The organism is Nitrosospira sp. Nsp2, from assembly GCF_003050965.1.
Classification (GTDB): Bacteria; Pseudomonadota; Gammaproteobacteria; order Burkholderiales; family Nitrosomonadaceae; genus Nitrosospira.
The window spans coordinates 357407-378592 of record NZ_QAOU01000003.1 but is presented as its reverse complement, the minus strand read 5'-3'; the positions used below and the strand labels follow the sequence as shown (position 1 = coordinate 378592).

Genomic DNA, 21186 nt, shown 5'->3' with positions numbered 1-21186 from the left:
TGCAGTAAAATTGGAGGCGCATGGGGCAGCCTAAGCACTAAGCACTTGTTCAGCCTGAATCAGGTGTCAGGTAGACACGTGGCGCGCCTGCTCGCGATTTCCAGCTTGGCCGGCAATAGGCTCCACCGAGGATTTTTCAGGATGTTGGGGCATGATCAAATCGCTTAAAAAAAAGTACGGCATATCGGCGCCGAGGGTCGCAATACGTCCGCAGACCCCGGCCTATATGCGTTGGGTCGTTATCACGATTCTCGCCGTGCTGGCAGTGGGGCTATCCTTAGGTATGTATGAAGCGGGGCGCAGGTTTGCCGGCTTTGACAAGAACGAAACGGGTCATGACCTAAACCGTTTGTCGGAATTGAACGGCCGTCTGGAGCGGGATAACGAAGAACTCCGCATGAAGGTGGCGGGCCTTGACCGGCAACTGCAAATGGACCTGGTCGCTCGGGAAGATATCGCAAAACAGGTCAAGACGCTCGAAAACGAAAATATCCGCCTGAAAGAGGACCTGGCGTTTTTTCAGAACCTGGGTTCAGCCGGTGGAAAATCAGAGCAGAAGGTTTCGATTGGACGGCTGAAGCTGGAACGGGGCAAACTGCCCGGAGAATACCGTTATAGCCTGTTGCTGGTCCAAAACGGACCGCGCGCAAAGGATTTCCACGGAAGTCTGGAATTCGCGGTACATTTCCAGCAAAATGGGGAAAAGATGATGATCCCGATCGGCAGCGATAGTTCGTCACAAATGCTGGACATCAACTTCAGATTTTACCAAAGAATAGACAACACCTTTCATTTGCCCCCGGACGCCATCGTGGATAGTATGCAGGTAAAGGTGTATGAAAAAGGCGTGGCACAGACGAGACTGATGCAGACGGTAAACTTGTCACTATAGAGGAGGCAGAATGTTCGGAAATGGAAAAACCGAGAAACCGCAAAGTCAGATTGATTCGCTGATTGGGGTAGGAACCCACATCGACGGCAACGTCAACTTCAGCGGAGGCTTACGGGTGGATGGTCGCGTTACGGGGAATATCGTCGCGCTCGGCGACAAGCCCAGCACGCTCGTGCTAAGCGACCAGGCAGTCATAGAGGGGAAAATTATTGTCTCGCATGCCGTTATCAACGGAACGGTAACCGGCGCAATCCATGCAAGCGAATACATGGAACTACAGCCGAAAGCCAAGGTCTCTGGAGATGTGCATTACAAGGCCATGGAAATACAGCTTGGCGCATCGGTGGATGGGATGCTTCATCATCTGGATAATATCCAAGTCGACAATAAAGTCGTACCATTGATCCCCGCGAGCCAAAGCGAGTGACCTGTGCGCACACAAGTGAATAGTTGTCCCCCCTTTAACTCGACAAAAGATGTATATGAACGCACCAACCAACTCCAGCCTGGTTGCAGAAATGCAAGCTCCACTTATTTTTACTGATAATGCGGCAACCAAAGTCCGGCAATTGATCGAGGAAGAAGGAAACAATGATCTCAAGCTGCGAGTGTTTGTCGCCGGCGGGGGATGCTCCGGTTTTAAGTACGGCTTTACCTTTGACGAGTTAATCAGCGAAGATGATACGGTAACGGAGAAGAATGGCGTGAAACTACTCATCGATGCGATGAGTTTTCAGTACTTGGCCGGGGCCGAAATCGACTACCAGGAAAATGCCGAAGGGGCGCAATTTGTTATCAAGAACCCCGGAGCGTCCAGTACCTGTGGTTGTGGATCTTCTTTTTCAGTGTAGCCGATTATCAGTTCGCGTTTTTTACATAGCAAAACTGACAAAGTCGTCTTTGGCTGACCAGGTTTTAATTGGAGCAAAGTTAATTAGGGTAAATCGCCCCGAGAACTCTGGGACCGCTTGCGCCGGTTACAGAGGGAAGATTACCGGGCTCACCATTCATAGTCTGTTTTGCCAACCAGGCAAACGCAAATGCTTCCAGCCAGTCGGCATCAACGCCGATACTGTCGGTCAATTCCACCTTTTTACCGGTCATGGCTGCTCGAATCCGGTCAACCAGCGCTCCGTTACGCGCGCCGCCACCGCATAGATAAACTTCCGCCACGTCACGGAAATGAGCTGAGACCGATTCTGCAATTCCCCTAACGGTCAACTGCAGAAGGGTCGCTGCAACATCAGCTGGTTGCTCATCTCCGGACAAACAATCCTCCAGCCAAACTAGATTGAATATTTCCCTTCCAGCGCTCTTTGGGGGAGCAAGAGAGAAAAAAGGCAGGGTCAGAAGTTTGTCCAGCAGGGCCGGTATGACTCTGCCTGATGCTGCCCATGCTCCGTTGTTGTCATATATGCTGCCGATACTACGCAAGCACCACGCGTCCATCATGATGTTGCCGGGTCCGCAATCAAATCCGGTAACCTCGCCATCGGGCGGGAGGTCGGTTATATTGGAAATACCGCCGATATTGACGATAACGCGGTGAATTTCGGGGTGGCTGAACAGTATTTTATGAAACGCCGGGACCAGCGGCGCGCCCTGCCCACCCGCCGCAATATCGCGGCTCCTGAGGTCCGCCACCACAGCGATGCCCGTGAGCTCAACCAGTAGTGCGGGATTGTATAATTGTATGGTATAGCCGTTCCCTGGTTGGGGACAGTGCCGGACCGTCTGGCCGTGGCATCCAATCGCCGCCACCTCGGCTGCCTTTACGCTGCTTTCAGCAAGTAATGCCGCTACTGCGTGGGCATAATGATGGGCGAGCTCATTGCCCATCAAGGAGGCGCGATGCAATTCATCGTGGCCCGGCAGATGCAACCCCAGCAACCGGTTGCGGAGATCTGAATCGTATGGCCGGTAACAGGTATGCAGCAACGAAGGGGGTGAAGAGCCGAGATCCGCAAGCACTGCATCGATCCCGTCGAGGCTCGTGCCCGACATGATCCCGATATAGTAAGCGGTTTTCAAATTCTTCCGCCTAATGCCCGTTTTGCGCCAGGCGCCTAGTCGAGGAATGCGAGGCTGGTTCCACGAAGCATATCCAGCCGGGCCATCGACGATTTGGTATATTCGTAAAATGACGGCAGATGCTTGGGCGAAACCGGGTTCGCGGCAGGCATTGCCACCTTTGTGGGGTCCCGCTGTACACCATTGAAGCGAAATTCATAGTGCAGATGCGGACCGGTTGCCATTCCAGTCGCACCGACCTGGCCGATTACTTCACCTTGACTGACACGCTCCCCCTTGCGCAAACCCTTGGCAAAAGCCGACAAGTGCCCGTAAACGGTCGAGTACCCACCATTATGCTGCAAGATCACGACGTTACCGTAACCGCCCTGCCAGCCAGAGAACGCCACGGTCCCATCGGCCGCCGCCTTCACGCGAGCGCCGGTCGGCGCCGCGTAGTCAATACCATTATGCGCGCGCCATGTCTTGAGAATAGGATGAAAACGCGCGCTTGAAAAACCCGAACTGATGCGTGAGAACTCCAGCGGCGAGCGCAGGAATGCTTTTCGGAGATTCTTGCCGTCCGGCGTGAAATAGCCGCTTTCCCCGTTTTCAGGCGCGAAATAAAGTGCCCGATGAGGGGTTCCCTGGTTGATGAACTCTACCGCCAGGACTCGTCCGGGCCTCGCGGGCTCGCCATTGCCATATAGCGAATCGTATACCACGGTAAAACGGTCGCCCTTGCGCAAATCCCGATGAAAATCAATCTCGGATGCAAGAATATCAACAATCTGGGTGGCAACGCTGTCCGGCACGCCCGCGCTATCAATTGCCGCAAACAGCGAACTATTTATTACGCCGGATTTCATCTGGATGTGCGTCTCCAGCTTTGCCGGTTGTTCGCTTATCCGGAAGGCATCCCCACTTTTCTCCATCACCAGCTGCTCGCTGCCGCCCGGGAAATAGCGCAACAAAAGCAACTCGCCCGCAGCGGTACTCTGAACGTGGATGGTCTTGCCGGAGATGAGCTGATGCATGGGCTTGACGTCTCTTACGTCTCGCAAGAAACTGGCTGCGTCATGATTGTTGACGCCGAGACGGGACAGCAAGGTCGCGATAGTATCGCCGCGCTCGATTCGTTCCTGCCGCCAGAATGTCATATCCAGATCAGACGCAGGATGAACTTCGGGAAGTTCGAGGCGCAGGACGACCTGCTCCACGGGAAGTTCTTCGAATGACGTGTCCGGCGCTATCCCGAACGCTGCCACCATGCCAAACAAAGGAATACTCGATAACAGAATCAGCCAGCGCAATCTTCTTTTTGTCAAAGTCAACTGCTTTTCCGGCAAAACCCTGAATTTGTGAACCAGCATATTCTCCCTCATGCTTTAGTCCTAAATTTTAGCACAATAGATGCCACGCGTGAGGATAGTTGACATGCTAAAGGGGGTAAGACAGGCGGGTATGGATAGCGGCTTGCTGCGGGCCCCACCATACAGGGAACGCGCGAGGCGTAACAGATTTGGGTGCGTTTACCCTCCGAACAGGAGCTGCTTAACCGCGTTGTTCACGTCCCCTGTACAGGGGCAGCTATCGTATAATGACATCCCCTGCTTGCTAAAACATATCTTGAGGAACTCGCGGTACCCCAACAGCAGACTTTGGGAAAAAGTGGCTTTTCAAAGTGCGGTTCGCCTACTTCAACTTGCGGCACCCATGTGGGCTTGGCGTAATTTTGACTGCTTTTCATGCTCACCTCCTCTATCTTGGGAACAGTTCGTTCATGTCCACAGAAGATCTGACGCTTGATTTACTTGCGCATCATCCTTTTCCCCAACTCGCGGCCGCATTACGCGCACGCGCGGATTTCATCATCCCCGAGTGGGAAATTGCTGTGCGTCGCACGCTTCCTGCCGCGGATGAGCTAACTCTGCAACAGCTTCGGAATTCGCTGCCCTCAATCCTGAAAGAGATCGCCGCCGCGCTGGCCTCGGGCAAACCCCACGCTACCCGTGAATTGATCGAGGGCAGCAAAAGTCACGGGGTGACTCGGTTCCATGAACACTACAACATCCGGGAGTTAGTTGTCGAATATCGGCTGCTCCGCAGAATAGTCATCGAACAAATTTCAGAGGCACTTGGAGATGGCTTGGATGCACGCAGTAACGTTGCCTTGAATATGGCCATTGACACCGCCCTTCAAGTAGGCGTTGTCGCATTCACGGATCATCTTCGGCAGCGGATTAGGGCCTCTACCGATACGCAGTCAAAATACCTCTCCTTCCTGTCGCATGATCTGCGCAATCACCTCAACCACGCCATGCTTCATTTGCAGCTTCTCGCTGCACGACTGTCTCAAGCTCCAGAATATGCGAAGAGCGTAGAGGATATCGAGTCGATCAAGCGAGCCATCCTGCAGACGACGTCCGGTATGGACCAGTTGCTACAGGCAGAGCAATTGCGGCAGGATTGTGCCCCGATTAATCTTCAGCTCGTGGATCTCAAGCTTCTATTGTCAGAAGTGGCCAAACAGTCGCGGCATGACGCGCAAGCCAAAGGTTTGAGATTGGATGTCGACGTGCCCGAGGGCGCCGAGACAATGAGCGACGAGGGTTTATTGACGCTTGTATTACAGAATCTTCTGGGGAACGCCGTAAAATACAGCTCCAGCGGCATGATAAGAATCGCGGCCCGGAATAAGTCGAAAGGCAACGACACTGGCTGGATACTCAGTGTTAGCGATCACGGGCCAGGCATCGCGCCGGAAAACCTGAACAATCTATTCGATGCCTTTAAGCGCGGTGAAACCTACGGTAAACCAGGCGTCGGCCTGGGATTGACCATTGCTGCGCAAGCCGCCCGCCTGCTCGGTGGCGAGTTGGAGGTCGAGTCGAAGATCAATGCGGGTTCAACCTTTCGACTGGTGCTGCCGAGCTACGCCCCTTCTTCTGTCTGAACCTGTTTTAATCCTTTCGGTTTGTTGACCCGCCGTCAGTCCGATGGCCGATGGTATTGATACGCTCTTGTTCATACTTGTACTCTATTTTGCAAAAAGACGACGCACCCAGCGGGGCCGATATTCTTCCAGGGGCCATGGCAGCCGGCAGTGCGCTTGAGACCATGTTTTCGAGCCGTTCCCGGCGCCGACGCAGGGTGAAGCGGCGTGAATAAAATCCGCGTGCAACTCGTTCTCACGCTCATGCTCGGCGCACTGACTGTGCTCGGATTTGCGCCTTTTTACCTTTTTCCGATTCCGCTTGTCACGCTGGCACTACTGTGCCATTTGTGGCGCCGTAGCGCGACACCGTTTCACTCGGCTCTACTCGGCTTTTCCTTCGGCATGGGAATGTTCAGCGCGGGTGTAACATGGATTTACGTCAGTTTGCATGACTTTGGCGCAATGCCTGCGCCGGCCGCCGTGCTCGCCCTGTTGTTTCTGTGTGCCTATCTAGCATTGTTCCCCGCCCTTACAGGTTGGACGCTAAAGCAGTTGCGGATCGCTTCTCCTATGATCTGGGCGTTGGCGGCAGGCGCCTTATGGGCTCTATCCGACTGGTTGCGAAGCGTGCTATTCACCGGCTTTCCATGGCTGACGTTGGGCTACTCGCAAGTACCGCAGAGCCCACTGGCGGGTTTCGTCCCGGTAGTAGGCGCCTATGGAATCTCGCTCGTACTCGTTTGTAGCGCCGCGCTCCTGGGGTTGCTTTTCGAAAGCAAATTTCGCGGGCCACGCTACTTATTGCCCCTGCTGGCGATCTGGCTTGCCGGTTTCGGTTTGCGCCAAGTCCACTGGACTGAGCCCCAGGGCAAACCGGTAACGGTCAGCCTGTTGCAAGGCAATATTTCCCAGGATATGAAATGGCGCGCCGATCAGATCGTCACTTCGATGGATACTTATGCCCGGCTTGCAGAAGAGAGCAGGAGCCGCCTGATCATTACGCCGGAAATTTCGGTACCCCTGTTTCGTGATGAAGTGCCACCCGCTTACCTGGCGCAACTTGCCAACTATGCGAGACAGAACGACGGCGATATTCTCGTTGGTATGGTTGAAGCTCCGGGCGGAGGCAGCGAGTACTACAATTCCATGTTCAGCTTCGGTATCTCCCCGGATCAGAGCTATCGCAAGCACCACCTGGTTCCGTTCGGTGAATTCATCCCGCTGAAGGCCGTGTTTGGATGGGTCATCAATGTGCTCAAAATCCCCTTGTCGGACTTTTCGCGCGGCGGACTCGACCAGCAGCCCATGAACATCGCGGGACAGCGCGTAGCCGTGAATATCTGCTATGAAGACGTGTTCGGCGAGGAAATCATCACACAGCTACCGCAAGCCACCCTGCTGGCCAACGTCAGCAATGACGCCTGGTTTGGCCGATCCATCGGGCCGCGGCAGCACTTGCAGATATCCCAAATGCGCGCGTTGGAAACCGGCCGCTACATGCTGCGCGCCACCAATACGGGCGTAACAGCCATCATCGATGAACGCGGCGGCGTGCTGCAACAGGTGGAAGTCTTTACCGCGACCGCGCTACATGGCATGGCGCAGGGATTTACCGGCGCAACCCCTTATGTCCGCTTTGGCAACAGTCTGGTCTTGGGGCTGGCCGGGATAATATTGTTCGTTGCATTGCTGCCAACGTCCCGCGGCATGGGCAAAAACCTGTAAAATTCGCTATTGCTATCGTTGCAAAGTATGGCTCCAGCGCAAGCTGAGCAAAACCGCTGGTCTCTTACCGGTAAACGCACCGCTAATTGCATCCTGTTTTCGGCAACGGGCGGACTTTCAACGCCTCGCCTAAACCAATATAAAAAATATCAAGGTTTGATGCGCACTTTTCAGGAAATAATTTTTACGCTCCAGCAGTATTGGAGCAATGAGGGTTGCGCGCTCCTCCAGCCCTATGACATGGAAGTGGGAGCAGGAACATCCCATACTGCAACGTTTTTACGCGCGCTGGGCCCTGAACCCTGGAAGGCTGCCTACGTGCAGCCCGCTCGCCGGCCAAAGGACGGTCGTTACGGTGAAAACCCAAACCGGCTTCAGCACTACTATCAGTTTCAAGTAGTGCTTAAGCCAGCACCATCCAATATCCTGGAACTTTACCTCGGCTCGCTAAAAGAACTCGGACTGGATCTGAAACAGAACGATGTCCGCTTCGTCGAGGATGACTGGGAAAACCCGACCCTCGGTGCCTGGGGCCTGGGCTGGGAAGTCTGGCTGAATGGAATGGAAGTTACCCAGTTCACCTATTTTCAGCAGGTGGGCGGCTTGAATTGCAAACCAATCACAGGCGAAATCACTTACGGCCTGGAGCGGCTCGCGATGTATCTGCAGGGAGTGGAAAACGTCTTCGAGCTGACCTGGACCGAAGGACTCTCCTACTTTGACGTATACCACCAGAATGAAGTCGAGCAATCAGCCTACAATTTCGAGCATAGTAATGTGGATTTGCTGCTGACAGCGTTTGCCAGCCACGAAAGCCAGGCGAAATATCTGGTGGAGCAGGCACTGGCATTACCGGCCTATGAGCAGGTGCTGAAAACTGCGCACACTTTTAACCTGCTGGATGCGCGCGGCGCGATTTCCGTGACCGAGCGGGCTGCATATATTGCGCGAATTCGCGATCTCGCGCGCAGCGTGGCTCAAACCTATTACGAAAGCCGTAAACGCTTGGGTTTCCCGTTGGCGCCACGCACATGGGCGGAGCAAATGCTGGAGAGTATAGCTTGAGCAACGCAACCAAAAACCTGCTGATTGAACTGCTCGTCGAGGAGTTGCCCCCAAAGTCATTACGGAAACTCGGGAACAGTTTTGCCACCGAGCTGTTCGAGCAGCTGAAGAAAGACGGATTGTTAGCGGAGACGAGTCGTCCTATAGCCTATGCATCCCCCCGCCGGCTCGGCGTCCACATTACCGATGTCCGCTCCAGTTCGCCAGAGCGGGTGGAAAAGAAGAAACTCATGCCCTCGTCGATCGCATTCAATCCGGACAACAGCTGGAGCGAAGCGCTTCGGAAGCGTCTGGCGAAAGATCAGATTTATCCGGTGGACATCGAAAGGGGGAACTTCAGCCTGGTGCGATCGGTGGACGGCTCGACTGAGTATATCTACCTGGAGGGAACAAATGGGGGCGAGCCTCTCTCCCGGCTTCTTAACCTGTGCTTGATTTTCGTAATTAGAGAAAAACTGCCCATTGCGAAAGCCATGACTTATCAACGCGCGGATGGCTGGACCGATGAAACCTTCGTGCGGCCCGCACACGCGCTCGTCGCGCTGCATGGGGCGGATATCGTACCCGGCGTTGAAGCACTGGGTTTGACGGCCGGCCGGACGACAAAAGGGCATCGCTTTGAAGTACACGTTGAAACGGTGGAGTTGCGCGATGCCGACAGTTATGAACAACAACTGGAGATTGAAGGCGCAGTTATAGCCAGCTTTGAAAAACGCCGCAATGCAGTTATAGGACAGCTTCAGGCCGCGACGGCCGGACAAGGCCTGATTATGATTCAAGATGAAGCTCTGCTGGACGAAGTCACTGCGCTGGTCGAGCGGCCAAACGTGCTGGTGGGCGAATTTGACAGAAAATTTCTGGATGTGCCGCAGGAATGCCTGATTCTCACCATGAAAGCGAATCAGAAATATTTCCCGCTAATAGACGAAAATGGCAAGCTCTCTCATAAATTCCTTATCGTCTCCAACGTTCGTCCGGCTGATGCGAGCCAGATCATTACCGGCAACGAGCGGGTGCTTCGGTCCCGTCTGGCAGACGCAAAATTCTTCTTCGATCAAGATCGAAAGAAAACGCTCGCATCGCGTGTGGAAGGCTTGCGCAGGGTCGTGTATCACAACAAACTCGGTACCCAGGCGGAGCGGGTGGAGCGGATATGGGCCATTGCGCAGGCGATCGGATTAAAGCTGGGCGGCAATGAGCTCGCAGCGCAAGCGGGCGAAGCCGCGATGCTGTGCAAGGCCGACCTGCTTACTGATATGGTGGGCGAATTCCCGGAACTGCAAGGCGTCATGGGCTGCTATTACGCCAAACACGACGGTTTGTCGGATGATGTGGCGTATGCGATCGAAGATCATTACAGGCCACGCTTCGCGGGCGATGAACTGCCGCGCAATACGACCGGCCTAAGTGTAGCCTTGGCGGATAAGCTGGAAACGCTGGTTGGCATGTTTGGCATCGGCCAGGTCCCGACAGGAGATAAAGACCCGTTTGCGCTGCGCCGTCACGCATTGGGAGTGGTGCGAATCCTGGTGGAACAGGAAGTCCCGCTGCCTCTGGATACGCTGCTGCGGCAAGCGGTAAATGTCTTTAACCGAAGTATCAACGATCCTTCAGAAGCACTGAGTCGTTTTATCTACGAGCGGCTTCGCCACTATTTCAGCGCCGAGTCTTTTGATGAGCACGTGCTCGTATCAGGCAAGAGAGTTTACGTCGAACCTGCTGACCGTATTTTCTCTCCACAGCAGATCGATGCTGTGCTGGCCCTGCGTCCGCAATTGCTGAGCGACGTCAAAAAACGTCTTTACGCCGTTCGTGCTTTCGCTGCATTGCCGGAAGCGGAAAGTCTTGCTGCAACCAACAAACGGGTGGGAAACATCCTCAAAAAAGCGGATGCAAATATAGAAGCCGAGGTGGATGCGGGACTGTTGCAGGAGCCTGCGGAACAGGACTTGCACCGGGCATTGAGCCGGATCGCGCCCCAGGCCGAGGAGGCATTTGCAGCAGGCGATTACAGCACCTCGCTGCAAATATTGGCTGGACTGAAGGGCCCGGTGGACGGTTTTTTCGATCACGTGATGGTCAACACCGAGGATGAGTCGCTTCGTCACAACCGCCTCGCATTGCTTGCTCAGTTGCAGCAAGCAATGAACCGGGTCGCAAATATTTCCAAGCTGGCATGAAACTCGTCATTCTAGATCGTGACGGCGTCATCAATTACGATAGCGACGCCTTTATCAAGACCCCCGACGAGTGGAAACCCATTCCCGGCAGCCTGGAAGCCATTGCACGTCTGACGCAGGCCGGCTACAAGGTCGTGGTGGCAACAAATCAATCCGGCATCAGTCGAGGGCTTTTGGATATGGTGGCGCTCAACGCCATCAACGACAGGATGTGCAAGGCCGCCAATCAAACTGGGGGACGAATTGATGCAATGTTTTTCTGCCCGCACGCGAGCACCGACAATTGCAGCTGCCGCAAGCCCGCAACCGGGATGTTCAAAGAGATTTCGGACCGGTTCGGCCTAGAGTTAAACGGGGTGCCGGCGATTGGCGACTCGCTGCGTGACTTGCAAGCTGCGGCCGCAGTAGGCGCGGATCCAGTTCTGGTACTGACAGGCAAAGGCAAAAAAACGGCAGCTGCCGGTGGAATGCCGGCAAACACGAAAATATTTGCCAATCTCGCCGCCGCGGTTGATGCGCTGACGCAATGAATTCAGTTTTCACCGTGCTGCGCTCGACACTATACAGTTTGTTGCAGATCATCATCACTCCGCTTTATTTTCTCATCATATTGGCGGCGTTTCCCCTTCCACCGTTTCGCCGCTATCGGATCACTTCCGGCTGGGCGCATATAATGATGTTTCTGCTCCGCCTCATCTGTGGCATTCGCTATAGGGTTATTGGCACGGAGCATATCCCCGCGGTTCCAAGCATTGTTTTGTCAAAACATCAGTCTGCCTGGGAAACAATCGCGTTCCAGCAGATATTTCCACCTCAGGTGTGGGTTCTTAAGAAGGAGCTGTTGCGCGTGCCATTTTTTGGCTGGGGCCTGGCCTTAACCAGCCCCATCGCTATCGATCGAAGCTCCCGAAAAGCCGCGCTAAAACAGATCGTGGATCAGGGAAAAGACCGGCTGAAGCAAGGATTCTGGATAATAGTCTTCCCGGAGGGGACACGCATCGCCCCGGGAAAAAAGGGAAAATACGGCATTGGTGGCGCGTGGCTTGGAACCCATACCGGCGCACCCGTCGTACCGGTCGCTCACAATGCGGGCGAGTTCTGGGGCAAGAATTCTTTTTTGAAACTGCCCGGAACAATTACGGTAAGCATCGGCCCACCGATCAATCCTGCGGAGATGGAACCCGGCGATCTCAATGCCAGGGTTGAATCATGGATCGAAGCGGAAATGGCCCTTATTGGGGGCCGAACAGCCATAATGTAAAATGTATTTAGCTGTTTAGTTAATAACGTCAAGCATGAAAAAAGCTTTATCCAAGACACAAAAAGAAGGTGGGCTGAAAGCGGAAGAGCTTCGCAATATCCACCTGAACGGCCGCGAAGTGACGTATATCCTCATGCGCTGCAGGCGGCGAACCATTGGTATGAGGATCGATCGCAGCGGTTTGACTGTCCGCATTCCAGTCAGGGAAACTTTACAGTGGGTCGAATCGGTGCTGGAGAAGAGAGCCGATTGGATTGTTACCAAGCTTAACGAATGGAAGAACAGAAAACCGAGCGGACCGGCATGGGAGGAAGGAAGTATTTTTCTATTGCTGGGAGCGCCGTGGCGCGTGACCGTTACGACTGCTGGAACTGTGTGCATGGTCCCGCTGGATATCGGCGCCGGAGTAGAGGAAACACAGTTCAGATTACCCCTTCCATCCCTGCTTACCGCGCAACAGATAGAACGTGCCGTAATGGACTGGTATCATCATCATGCGCTCGAATGTTTCAGCAAGCGCATGACGCTGTACGCGCAAAAGCTTGGCGTTGCGCTGCCGCAGCTACGGCTCTCTCACGCCAGAACCTTGTGGGGAAGTTGCCATTCAAGGGGAGTGGTCCGTCTTAACTGGCGGTTGATCCAAAAGCCACTCGATCTTGTGGATTACGTCGTGGCCCACGAATTATCGCACCTGATCGAAATGAATCATTCCCCTGCATTCTGGCAAACAGTGGAAAGCATATATCCGGACTATAAGGCTGCAAGGAAGCGTTTGAGAACGCTTGGGTGACAATAGCACCCCGGGGTCAACTCGCGAAACCGCGCCGCACTGACGATCAGCGGCCATTTTGCCAAAAGTGACTGCTCCCCGATATATCGTGATCTTTATGGTATATTTTGTATTCTTCTCCGATGACGATACTCCATGCGCACCTTCTGCACCACCGTACTGATACTCCTACTGCTAAACGCGTGCGGCCTTAAGGCGCCGCTCTATCTTCCCCAGGAACCAATAGCACCGCAACCGCAGCAATCCCAGGATGCAGAGAAGCGGAGGTGAGCAACTCCAAATCCTTCAGCTATCGTAATGCGGCGCTGTATTGCGAGTCCGTGCCGCTTGACCTCATTGCCAGCGAGTTCGGAACACCATGCTACGTTTACTCGCGCCGGGCGCTTGCTGCCGCTTACGCGGAGTTCGACACGGCGTTTGCCGGGCGTGACCATCTGGTGTGCTACGCAGTCAAGGCCAACTCTAATCTTGCCATCCTCAATTTATTTGCCGGTCTTGGCAGTGGTTTTGATATTGTTTCGGGCGGAGAGCTGTATCGGGTATTGAAAGCGGGGGGCAATCCGGGAAAAGTAGTATTTTCCGGAGTGGGAAAACGGCCCGACGAAATGCGGGAAGCGCTGGCCGCGGGGATACTCTGCTTTAACGTGGAGTCGGAAGCGGAATTGAAGGTTTTAAATCAGGTGGCGGGAGACACGAATAAGACTGCGCGCGTGAGCCTGCGGGTCAACCCCGACGTCGATGCTAAAACTCACCCTTATATCTCGACCGGGCTGAAAGAGAACAAGTTCGGGATTCCGTTCGAAGAAGCCGAAGCGGTATATGTCTTGGCGCAAAGCCTTGTTAACGTTCGCGTTAGTGGATTGGACTGCCATATCGGCTCTCAATTGATTGACCTCGATCCTTTTGTTGAAGCCTGCGGCAAAATGCTCGGACTACTGGATCGCCTTGAAGCCCGGGGCTTACAAATCGATCACCTGGATCTAGGCGGTGGTTTGGGGATTTCCTATTCCCATGAAACACCGCCTCTCGCGCGGGAGTACGTCGCTGCGTTGTGCGCTTGCGTGAATCATCGCAGACAGCGCATCCTCATCGAGCCAGGGCGCGCACTCGTTGGAAACGCCGGTTTACTGCTTACGCGGGTCGAGTACCTTAAACATACACCCCATCGCGATTTCGCGATTGTGGACGCGGCGATGAACGATCTGATGCGTCCGGTGCTGTACGACGCGTATCACGAGATTCTTCCGGTATGTCGGACCAAGAGTGGCAGCGCCAAACCGTATCAGGTTGTTGGCCCCGTTTGCGAGACCGGCGACTTCCTCGGACACGACCGCAGCCTTGCGCTGTCGCAAGGAGACTTGCTCGCCGTCATGTCAACCGGCGCCTATGGCATGAGCATGAGCTCGAATTATAATACCCGCCCGCGCGCGGCCGAGGTGATGGTGGATGGCGAGCAATGCCATCTGATCCGCGAACGCGAATCCATGGAGCATTTGACCGCAGGCGAAAAACTTCTCCCCGCGTGATATATCTTGCCTAGGGCAACCAACGTTAGACGAGCCCAAGTTCATACAGGTCATTACTGCAGTTCATATTATCCGGAGGCCGAACTCTGGCTAGACCAGAAAAAGGGTGGCGAGACCCAGGAAAATGAAAAAACCGCCACTGTCGGTAACAGCAGTGATCAGCACGCTCGATCCCGTGGCAGGATCGCGGCCCAGTCTGTGAAGGGTTAGCGGGATCAGCACACCCAATAGTGCGGCCAGCAGCAAATTGAGCATCATTGCCAACGTCATAACCAGGCTGAGAGGTACGCTGCGGTAAATAAAGTAGGCAAACAAACCGACCACCCCTCCCCACACCAGACCGTTTACAGCGCTCACGGCAAGCTCCTTGGCGAAGAGCTTGCGCGCATTGCTCGCATTGACTTGTCCTAAAGCAAGTGCCCGCACTATCATGGTGATGGTCTGATTGCCCGAGTTCCCGCCAATCCCGGCGATAATAGGCATCAGCGCCGCCAGTGCAACCAGCTTTTCGATCGAATCTTCGAATATGCCAATGACGCGGGATGCAATAAATGCCGTTACCAAATTAATCGCCAGCCATGGCCACCGGTTCTTCAAACTCTTCCATACGGGCGCGAACAAATCCTCCTCTTGCAATAAGCCGGCCAAACTAAGCGCTTCGCTTTCCGACTCCTCGCGAATGAAATCCATCACCGCATTCACCGTCACGCGTCCCACCAGCTTATCCTCGGTGCCAACCACCGCGGCCGACACAAGGTCGTAACGCTCGAATGCCTGGGCCGCTTCGTGCGCCTTTTCATTCGGGTAAAGCATCACCATCTGCGTAGTCATTATGGAACCAACGCTCGCGCCGGGATCGTTAACCAGCAAGCGCTTAATCGGAAGTACGCCTTTGAGATGCTCGTTGCGATCCACCACGAACAGTTGATCGGTATGATCCGGCAGTTCATCCAAACGGCGCAGATACCGCAGCACCACCTCCAGGGTTACATCCTCGCGAATCGTAACGACGTCAAAATCCATTAATGCGCCCACCGAATCTTCAGCATAGGACATCGCAGCGCGTAACTTCTCCCGTTCCTCCATGGGGAGCGACTGGAACACATCATCGAGAACGTACTGAGGGAGATCAGGTGCAAGATCGGCAATTTCATCGGCGTCCAGCTGCTCCGCCGCAGCCAGCATTTCGCCGCTGTTCATGGTGGCGATCAGCGTTTCGCGTACCGCGTCGGAGACCTCCAGAAGAATTTCGCCATCCCGCTCAGCCTTGACCAAATCCCAGATCAAGAGACGATCTTCAAGCGGCATGGCTTCCAGAATGTAAGCCACGTCGGCAGGGTGCAGCTTGTCGAGGAGTTTTTGCAGTTCCGCGAGGTTCTGCTTATGCACCAGCGCTTCCACGAGTTCGTGGCGCGGCATTTGCTGCGTATGCACAAGGCCTTCCACCAGCTTGTGCTTGTGCAACAGATGGAGTACCCGTTGCAAATGCTCTTGCACGTTATCTGTTTCCCTGAGCTGGTTTGCTTCTGTCATACGGAACGCCTTTGGAAACTGCTGAACAAGCCGAACACGAATGTTACGGCGACCTTGCGGATGGAATGCGCTCTAGGGCAGAGCATTCCATTTCCCTTCGCAGACGCCTGAGGCGGTCCACCCCGCAACCTGCTATACCTGCCGGATTGCAATAAAAGGGGATACTCACCGCCGGCTTGCGCGCCTGATACCTCTCTCAAGATAAAACGCGGAAGCTTCCACCTCGACCGCTCAGAGGCGGTCTGCGAGCATGTGCGATTTTACCAGCACACCGCTCCGCCAGAGCTTATTCCAAGAGGCAGATGAGACAGGATTGTCCAACGCCGGAAAAGGGGCAAGTATTATGACAGGACGAGTAGCGAACTCAAAGGCGCCCCTGCACAGTGTGGCCGAAAGGAGGCAGGGCTTTCAGGGAATGGTTGCCGCTGGCATCCGGCGCAGGATGATGCCGGTTTTCTTCAGTAACCAGGGCGTGCTACGGTTAAGGTCATAAAAACGCGGGTTCGGAATCATGGCCGCAAGACGAGCCGACTGTTCCGCAGTCAACGCCGAGGCTGAAACACCGTAATAATAGCGGGTTGCAGCCTCCGCACCAAACACGCCATTGCCCCATTCAATTACATTCAGGTAAACCTCAAGTATTCTTCGTTTAGACATCACTTTCTCCAGCATGAAGGTGATGACGGCCTCCTGGAGTTTGCGCCACGGCGTTTTCTCTCCTGAAAGGAACAGATTCTTGGCGAGTTGCTGACTGATCGTAGAACCTCCGGCCACCACCCGGCCTCTTTGCAGGTTTTTCTGGTATGCCTTTTGAATAGCCTCGAAGTCAAACCCTTCATGCTCCGGAAACTTGCCATCCTCGGCCGCAATAACTGCTCGCTTGAGATTGTGTGATATTCCCTCGTAGGGCATCCAGCGCATGCGTAACGTCGCCGCGGGATTTTTCTGTCTTAGCGCGCTCAAACGGTCGCGCATGAAAGCGGTTGTGGAAGGGTTGTAAGCGTTCCAGTAAACCACGTGACCTAAAATCCACAACTGGTAACCGAGAACCGCTACCAGGAGAAGGAAAAAAAGACGCAGAAACCAGCGTTTGAGAAATCTCACGCTTAAGATTGTCTCGCGATTGACCTGAGCATTTCGATGACCGGAGCGGTTTTTGGCCTAATCCCTCGCCACACGAAAAAGGATTCGGCAGCTTGCTCTACCAGCATGCCCAAGCCATCGGCGAGCCGCGCCGCGCCCTGCTCCTGTGCGAATTTTAGAAAAGGCGTACGTCCGGCGCCGTACATCATGTCATAAGCAAGGGATTCGTCAGCAAAGACACCGGGTGGCAGCGCGGGTAGTTCACCCTTGAGACTGGCGGAGGTGGAGTTGATGACGAGATCAAATTTCTGGCCTTGAAGATCAGAATAATCGGCTGACACAATGACTCCATATCGCGAAAACCATTGCTGCAATTCAACCGCTTTTGGCCGCGTACGATTGACGATCACGAGCACGCGAGGCTGGTTTTGCAGCAAGGGCAACAATACGCCTCGCGCGGCTCCTCCAGCGCCCATGAGCAGAATCCGGGCCGATCTGAGCGGAAACTTCAAATTGCCTGCGATGTCCCGCACCAATCCCACGCCGTCGGTATTGTCGCCGAGAATCCCGTCATGACCGAGCGCAAGGGTGTTAACCGCCTGTGCAGCATCTGCCCGCTCAGTTAGCCAATTCGCGACCTTGCATGCTTCGAGCTTGAATGGAACAGTCACATTCAAGCCTTTACCCCCGCGCTGTCTGAAACTCGCAACGGTGGCCGCGAATTCATCCTCTGGAGCGAGTATTGCTTCGTAACGCATTTCCTGCCCCGTCTCTCGGGCGAACGCGGCATGGATAAGCGGTGACTTGCTGTGCACCACGGGATTGCCGATAACGGCGTAGAGATCAACGCTAGTCAAAGTAACCGAGTTCCGGATGAGGCGTCTATAAGCCGCCCTAGAGATTGCAGGTGGATTGCGGGAACATTACAGTGATTAAAGGTACAGCGCGAGGCGGTTCCTCACCCCGGCAATACGACGCTCATTCACTCGCCAGTTCGTCGGAGCGTGTAAATACCCAAGTGCGGGTAATATGCAGAACGTCGATATCCCTGCTAATGTCGGGCGGAAACGGAGCGAACCCATTTTGCCCAGCCAACTTAACAATACGTACCGCTGCTTCATCCAAAACCTTTTTGCCCGAGGGCCGGTTTATTTCAATCGATTCCAGACCGCCGTCAGACTTGATACCAACAGTAAGTTGCAGAGTTCCATAGAGCTTCTCCCTCTTGGCAGCCTCGGGGTAATTAAGATTTCCGATGCGTTCCACCTTAAGACGCCAATCTTCAACATAACGCGTAAAGCGGTAGTCCTGTGTACGCGTTCCGATGAATTTGCGTTTAGGCGGCTTTTGATGGACGCCATAATCATATGAAGCCCGGGCTCCTAGCCGGGCAATCTCGATGCTACGCTGAACCAGATCTGTCGTATCGAGGATGTTCTGATTCTCTTCCGACTGGGCAGCGAAAGGATCGGATGGATAAGCCTTCTCGTCACTATCGAGCACAGTCATCGGTTGCTGCGCCTGTTCGACTTGTTCCGTTTTTTGCATGGCTGGCTCCTCGTCCGCCATGTGCTCAGGCTTGGGAGAAATTGGATATGGTGTTTTGGCACGGCTGCGATCGGTATTGCGCCCCCCGTCCAGGTTGGCGCGCGCCAACGGGTCCATTTTATCAGGCCTCGAGATCGACTTGCTGTTTACCAGCACCACCTCCAGCGGGAAGGCCGCTCTCTCATTTTTTGATGACGGGAACTGGAAATTGATACTGAACAACACGACAGCGTGAAGAATCACGGAGAGGAATATTGCGACGTTCAGGCGCGACGAGGTCCTCGACATCACGCCGGGGGAGGCCTCGGAACCAAGGCCGGATATGGTCGGGGTGGCGCTCAAATCAGAAAGGAGTACGAGAATCCAGCGGTAGAAATGCCGTCATTGTAAACAATAACCGCCTGCTCGTCACAGCAAGCCAAATCTCACGGTTGCAATTTGCGCAGATATTTGGCGTGAAAGGTGAGTTCCAGCAAGTCGATCTGGGAAATCTCGATTTCAATATTCGTTTCCGGCGGTAATTCCGGCAGAGAGGATACACGCGCGACCAGCGGCAACCGATCGAACCTGACCAAATTTTCCTTCAACACCTGCCCGCTCGTCGACACCACGTTTTCCTGCAATAACCAGCGCAAGCACCAGTAGCGCTCCATGCTGCGCTGAAAATCGCCGTATATCTCATACGCGGCCTCAAAATCGCGCATGGACGTTTTCAAACTCTCGCTATCTCTTGCGTAAGGCGGAGATTCTCCACGTAACAAAGCCACGAGTTGCCGCTGGTTGATGAAATCGACATATCGGCGCATCGGGGAACTGATCCATGCGTACTGCGCAACTCCTAAACCCTGATGAGGGGCCGGAGAGGTGCTCATCCTCACCTTGCCGTTACCCTGGCTGCGATAGATCCCGACGACGCCGTGATTGGCAAGTTCCCTGCCCCATTCTGCATTGACATAAATCATCAGCTCTGACACTACTTTATCCATCGGCGAGCCGCGGCGCCGCTGGCTGATGGAAATGCGGTCATCGATAATGGCAAAATTGTAATCGATCTTTTCATTATTGCTGTCATTGGCCTTCCCACGCGCCGCCTCCATCTTGCATGCAAAATTCCATAACGCGAGCAATTCCTTACCGAACGGGTGATCGACGTTACCGGCGGCCAGACTCGATTCGTTGAAGTGCTCCTCCAGCGTGTCGTGTCTCAGGTTAGCGGCCACCCTGACCTGTTCAATGCGGCTGTTCGTCGCGGTAACTGTAAAGTCGTCGGCGACGTCCAGATACATTGAGAGCGCGGGGCACAACCTCTGCTCGCAAAGCGTGTAGTGTTGTATCACCGCTTCCGGAAGCATCGTGATCTTATAGCCGGGAAGATACACGGTGGATAAACGCTGCGCCGCTACGGCATCCAGGGGCGAATCCGGGGGAATTCCCAAGGTTGGGATGGCGATATGAATACCGACGCGGAAGCTGCCTAAAGTCAGTGGGGTGACCGAAAACGCATCATCAATCTCCGTGGTGGTGAGGTCATCTATGCTGAAGGCGGTAACATCCGAGATTGGCAAATCGACCGTGTCGAAGAGTTCGCTGGCATCGACGCTTCCAAACCCTGTGCCCGCGGGAAAATGCTCAAGCAAAAAACGGTTGAGGTGATAGTCATGCGTGGAAGGTATCGCCCCGCACTTTTCGAGCAGCTTGGAAACGCTCAGTTTGCCCGCGGCGCAAGCGGCATCCAGCGCCTTCCACTCGACGGTATTCTTATCGGGCCGGTAAAGCAGATTGAAGAGGGCGGGCTTGAATTCTTCCGGTAACGTGAAATTTTCCAGTAGCTGAATATAGCGCGCCTGCTGTTCCGCCTGAAGGCGCTTTTTTTCCTGGCTCGCGAGCGCCGCCTCAAGTGCTTTGGGTGGCGCAGCCTTGTATCGCCCGCGGCCCTTTTTATAAAAATACATGGGCGCACTGTGCAGCCGAATCAATACCGCCGCTGCTTCTTCGGGCGTAGCTGCATGACCGAAATAATCCGCAGCCAGTGTATCGCTGGCAAATTCGGCTTCGCTCTCGCAACACTCCCAAAGAAAGTTGGGGTCCAGATCTTCCGCTGTTTTTTGCGCTATATCCATAAACTCTGACAGGGAGGGTGCGTCAAAGCGCAGCAGCACTGAAGCCGCTTTTATTTTTGCGCGCTTGCCGTGAGGCGCCTCTACGTGGAGCGAGGTCGTATTATCGACCAGGATCGAGCCTACTTTGAAAGTGCCTTCCTCTTCGTAAAAAACGTTCAATGTTAGGAGAACCTGAGAATTTGAGACACAAGTTAAACTGGAACCGCCAGTTGACCGCACATTGACCACATATTGAGCAGTGAGCCACGAGCGCCAAGATATGAGCGCTGACCCGAACTGCGCTACCTGACCTCTACCTTTCTGATGAGTTTATGCTACAGGTAAAACTTCACGGTTGGGGAGCGCTAATACATCCCGACCGCCGACATGCTGCATTGAGGCGCAGGATTTGGCGAAAAGTTTATTCCAGCGATAAAATTATAGCCTGAACCATCCTCCGCGGGACCGCTCTGGCGCGGAAGACGTTTAGTGCATTGAATCTGGAACGCACCATGCCGTTGCGCCTGTCGGCGGAA

The 21186-nt window shown here is 54.4% G+C and carries 19 protein-coding genes; 12 read left to right on the top strand and 7 right to left on the bottom strand.

Annotated features, from left to right (window positions below; all coding sequences use genetic code 11):
* Window positions 1–151: 151 nt before the first annotated feature.
* The 3 genes from C8R31_RS09340 to erpA are packed head-to-tail and all read left to right on the top strand — an operon-like array spanning window position 152 to window position 1743.
* On the top strand, window positions 152–892 hold the full coding sequence (locus C8R31_RS09340; RefSeq protein WP_258192650.1) for a DUF6776 family protein: 741 nt from the start codon (window positions 152–154) through the stop codon (window positions 890–892).
* Between the two features lie 10 nt (window positions 893–902).
* A complete protein-coding gene (locus C8R31_RS09335) occupies window positions 903–1319 on the top strand; it encodes a polymer-forming cytoskeletal protein (protein WP_107693790.1) in 417 nt (138 codons plus the stop codon).
* A gap of 55 nt (window positions 1320–1374) precedes the next feature.
* Entirely contained in the window at window positions 1375–1743 is a 369-nt protein-coding gene (gene erpA, locus C8R31_RS09330) for an iron-sulfur cluster insertion protein ErpA (RefSeq protein WP_107693894.1), read from the top strand.
* A gap of 79 nt (window positions 1744–1822) precedes the next feature.
* On the opposite strand, the gene C8R31_RS09325 is transcribed toward erpA, so the two are convergent.
* Window positions 1823–2923 (bottom strand): anhydro-N-acetylmuramic acid kinase, encoded by a 1101-nt coding sequence (locus tag C8R31_RS09325; protein WP_107693789.1) that lies wholly within the window; start codon window positions 2921–2923, stop codon window positions 1823–1825.
* Window positions 2924–2958: 35 nt separating this feature from the next.
* Window positions 2959–4230, bottom strand: a complete 1272-nt coding sequence (locus C8R31_RS09320) for a M23 family metallopeptidase (protein WP_258192649.1) — start codon at window positions 4228–4230, stop codon at window positions 2959–2961.
* A 455-nt stretch (window positions 4231–4685) separates the two neighbouring features.
* On the opposite strand from C8R31_RS09320, the gene C8R31_RS09315 reads away from it, so the two are divergent.
* The 9 genes from C8R31_RS09315 to lysA all read left to right on the top strand — a co-directional run bounded on the left by C8R31_RS09315 (window position 4686) and on the right by lysA (window position 14387).
* The gene (locus C8R31_RS09315; protein ID WP_107693787.1) at window positions 4686–5858 is read left to right on the top strand and encodes a HAMP domain-containing sensor histidine kinase; all 1173 of its coding nucleotides are present in this window, start codon (window positions 4686–4688) and stop codon (window positions 5856–5858) included.
* A gap of 243 nt (window positions 5859–6101) precedes the next feature.
* On the top strand, window positions 6102–7565 hold the full coding sequence (gene lnt, locus C8R31_RS09310) for an apolipoprotein N-acyltransferase (RefSeq protein WP_146164578.1): 1464 nt from the start codon (window positions 6102–6104) through the stop codon (window positions 7563–7565).
* Window positions 7566–7724: 159 nt separating this feature from the next.
* Window positions 7725–8630: a glycine--tRNA ligase subunit alpha gene (glyQ, locus tag C8R31_RS09305; RefSeq protein WP_107693893.1), complete on the top strand. Its 906-nt coding sequence runs from the start codon at window positions 7725–7727 to the stop codon at window positions 8628–8630.
* Entirely contained in the window at window positions 8597–10810 is a 2214-nt protein-coding gene (glyS, locus tag C8R31_RS09300) for a glycine--tRNA ligase subunit beta (protein WP_107693785.1), read from the top strand. The genes glyQ and glyS overlap by 34 nt, the downstream gene beginning before the upstream one ends.
* Window positions 10807–11340, top strand: coding sequence for a D-glycero-beta-D-manno-heptose 1,7-bisphosphate 7-phosphatase (gene gmhB, locus C8R31_RS09295; RefSeq protein WP_107693784.1), 534 nt, complete (start codon window positions 10807–10809; stop codon window positions 11338–11340). The genes glyS and gmhB overlap by 4 nt, the downstream gene beginning before the upstream one ends.
* Window positions 11337–12071, top strand: a complete 735-nt coding sequence (locus C8R31_RS09290; RefSeq protein ID WP_107693783.1) for a 1-acyl-sn-glycerol-3-phosphate acyltransferase — start codon at window positions 11337–11339, stop codon at window positions 12069–12071. Before gmhB ends, C8R31_RS09290 begins: the two co-directional genes overlap by 4 nt.
* A gap of 34 nt (window positions 12072–12105) precedes the next feature.
* Window positions 12106–12861, top strand: coding sequence for a M48 family metallopeptidase (locus C8R31_RS09285; protein ID WP_181320518.1), 756 nt, complete (start codon window positions 12106–12108; stop codon window positions 12859–12861).
* A gap of 135 nt (window positions 12862–12996) precedes the next feature.
* Window positions 12997–13131 carry a lipoprotein gene (locus C8R31_RS16770; protein WP_219907489.1) on the top strand — a complete coding sequence of 45 codons (135 nt, stop codon included), beginning with the start codon at window positions 12997–12999 and terminating at the stop codon, window positions 13129–13131.
* Window positions 13128–14387, top strand: a complete 1260-nt coding sequence (lysA, locus tag C8R31_RS09280; RefSeq protein WP_107693782.1) for a diaminopimelate decarboxylase — start codon at window positions 13128–13130, stop codon at window positions 14385–14387. The genes C8R31_RS16770 and lysA overlap by 4 nt, the downstream gene beginning before the upstream one ends.
* A gap of 90 nt (window positions 14388–14477) precedes the next feature.
* Here lysA and mgtE read toward each other — a convergent pair whose 3' ends face one another.
* The 5 genes from mgtE to C8R31_RS09255 all read right to left on the bottom strand — a co-directional run bounded on the left by mgtE (window position 14478) and on the right by C8R31_RS09255 (window position 20830).
* Window positions 14478–15920, bottom strand: a complete 1443-nt coding sequence (mgtE, locus tag C8R31_RS09275; RefSeq protein ID WP_107693781.1) for a magnesium transporter — start codon at window positions 15918–15920, stop codon at window positions 14478–14480.
* A gap of 408 nt (window positions 15921–16328) precedes the next feature.
* Entirely contained in the window at window positions 16329–17024 is a 696-nt protein-coding gene (gene mtgA, locus C8R31_RS09270) for a monofunctional biosynthetic peptidoglycan transglycosylase (RefSeq protein WP_107693780.1), read from the bottom strand.
* A 2-nt stretch (window positions 17025–17026) separates the two neighbouring features.
* Entirely contained in the window at window positions 17027–17860 is an 834-nt protein-coding gene (gene aroE / locus C8R31_RS09265; protein WP_107693779.1) for a shikimate dehydrogenase, read from the bottom strand.
* Between the two features lie 121 nt (window positions 17861–17981).
* On the bottom strand, window positions 17982–18893 hold the full coding sequence (locus tag C8R31_RS09260; protein WP_258192648.1) for an energy transducer TonB: 912 nt from the start codon (window positions 18891–18893) through the stop codon (window positions 17982–17984).
* A gap of 83 nt (window positions 18894–18976) precedes the next feature.
* Window positions 18977–20830 (bottom strand): ribonuclease catalytic domain-containing protein, encoded by a 1854-nt coding sequence (locus C8R31_RS09255; protein WP_107693777.1) that lies wholly within the window; start codon window positions 20828–20830, stop codon window positions 18977–18979.
* Window positions 20831–21186 lie beyond the last annotated feature (356 nt).